The following is a 1,814-nucleotide window of genomic DNA, read 5'->3' as shown; positions in this document are numbered from 1 at the left end:
CCGGCCTGAAGCGCGCACGGGCACATCTCCAAAGGCTGCCGGCCAGCGGCCGGCACTACCGCGCCCGTCTGCTGGAGGGGCCGAAGTCCCTCCAACAACACAGTTGCTCCAGGGATGGATTCACGGCGGGTCCCGGAAACCCACCCGTGCCGACGCCCCTCCCGACAATCCGGCGTGGCTGCCTCTATCATGGTGGCCACTTCCGGGACGGGGCCCTTATGTTCAATCGCAATGTCGGCATCATCCTGCTGATCGCCCTCGCCGCCGGGCTGGGCCTGGTCGTGGCGCAGAAGGTCTTCGCGCCCACGCCGGGCGGTGACCGGCCCGCCACCGAATCGATCACGTTCTATCCGCAACCGCGCCCATTGCCCGATTTCAACCTGGGCCAGTCCGACGGCACCCGCCTGATCCCGGGCGAGCTGAAGGGCCACTGGACCCTGGTGTTCCTGGGCTTCACCTTCTGCCCGGACGTCTGCCCGACCACCCTGGCCGACCTGGCCCAGGCCCAGAAACAGTGGGAAGCCCTGCCCGAGACGCTGCGTCCGCGGTTGGTCTTCATTTCGGTCGATCCCGAGCGTGACACCCCGGCACGGCTGGGCGAGTACGTGCATGCGTTCCACAAGGACACCCTGGCCGCGACCGCCGATGTGCCGTCGCTGGAGCACTTTGCCACCTCGCTGGGCTTCGTGTTCCAGAAGGTGCCGGGCAAGCACTTCGATGAAAATCCCGAGGATTACACCCTCGAACACTCGGCCAGCCTGGCCGTGCTGGACCCGGAAGGCCGCCTGGCCGGCCTGATCCGCCCTCCTTTCCAAGCGCAGGCCATCGCCCGCGACCTGCACCTGCTGACCGAGAAATCCGCCCCATGAGTCTGATGACCACGCTGAGCTACGCCCTGCCCCATCGCCTGCTATCGTCCATGGCGCGCAGACTGGCGTACTCCAGCAACCCGCGGATCTCGCGCTGGCTGATCGACACCGTGACCGCGAAGTTCGGCGTGAACCTCGCTGAAGCGGCCCATCCGGACCCGCGCAGCTATCCGACCTTCAATCAGTTCTTCACCCGTGCGTTGAAGCCGGGCGCACGCGTGGCCGATGCCGATCCGCGCACGCTGGTGATGCCGGCCGATGGCCGGATCAGCCAGCTGGGCACGATCGAAGACGGGCGCATCTTCCAGGCCAAGGGCCAGTCCTTCACCGCCGCCGAACTGCTGGGCGATGCCAAGGATGCCGAGGTGTTCCACCACGGCCTGTTCGCCACGGTGTACCTGTCGCCGAAGGATTACCACCGCGTGCACATGCCGTGGACCGGCACCCTGCGCGAGACCGTGCATGTGCCGGGGCGGTTGTTCAGTGTCGGCCCGGCCGCGGTGAACAAGGTACCGGGGCTGTTCGCCCGCAACGAGCGCCTGGTCTGCCACTTCGATACCGATTTCGGCCCGATGGTCTCGGTGATGGTCGGCGCGCTGCTGGTCTCCGGCGTGGAGACGGTGTGGGGCGGCGAGGAGATTCCGGCCTACGGCGATACCATCACGCGCAAGGATTACCGCGGCAAGGGCATCACCCTGGAGCGCTTCGCGGAGATGGCGCGCTTCAATTACGGCTCGACCGTGATCGTGCTGCTGCCGCCCGGCGTGGCCGAGTTCGCGCCGCATCTGGATGCCGAGCATGCGGTGCAGCTGGGGCAGGCGCTGGCGACCCTGAAGTAACGGTAGTGGCGGGCGGGGGGGGGCGGCCGCGCGGGGGGGGGGGGGGGGGCCGCCGCGCGGCCCCCCCCGGGGGGGGTGGGGGGGGGGGGGGCGCCCCAAAAAAACA

The 1,814-nt window shown here is 68.5% G+C and carries 2 protein-coding genes; both read left to right on the top strand.

The features are described 5' to 3' along the window. Positions 1-218: 218 nt before the first annotated feature. Positions 219-869 carry an SCO family protein gene (locus tag ABE473_RS18825; RefSeq protein ID WP_346490535.1) on the top strand — a complete coding sequence of 217 codons (651 nt, stop codon included), beginning with the start codon at positions 219-221 and terminating at the stop codon, positions 867-869. Further along, the gene (gene asd, locus ABE473_RS18820; RefSeq protein ID WP_346490534.1) at positions 866-1,708 is read left to right on the top strand and encodes an archaetidylserine decarboxylase; all 843 of its coding nucleotides are present in this window, start codon (positions 866-868) and stop codon (positions 1,706-1,708) included. The genes ABE473_RS18825 and asd overlap by 4 nt, the downstream gene beginning before the upstream one ends. The last annotated feature ends 106 nt before the right edge of the window (positions 1,709-1,814 follow it).

It is taken from the genome of Stenotrophomonas sp. TWI700 (assembly GCF_039673645.1).
GTDB lineage: Bacteria > Pseudomonadota > Gammaproteobacteria > Xanthomonadales > Xanthomonadaceae > Stenotrophomonas > Stenotrophomonas maltophilia_AA.
This window is presented reverse-complemented; position numbering and strand designations above follow the sequence as displayed.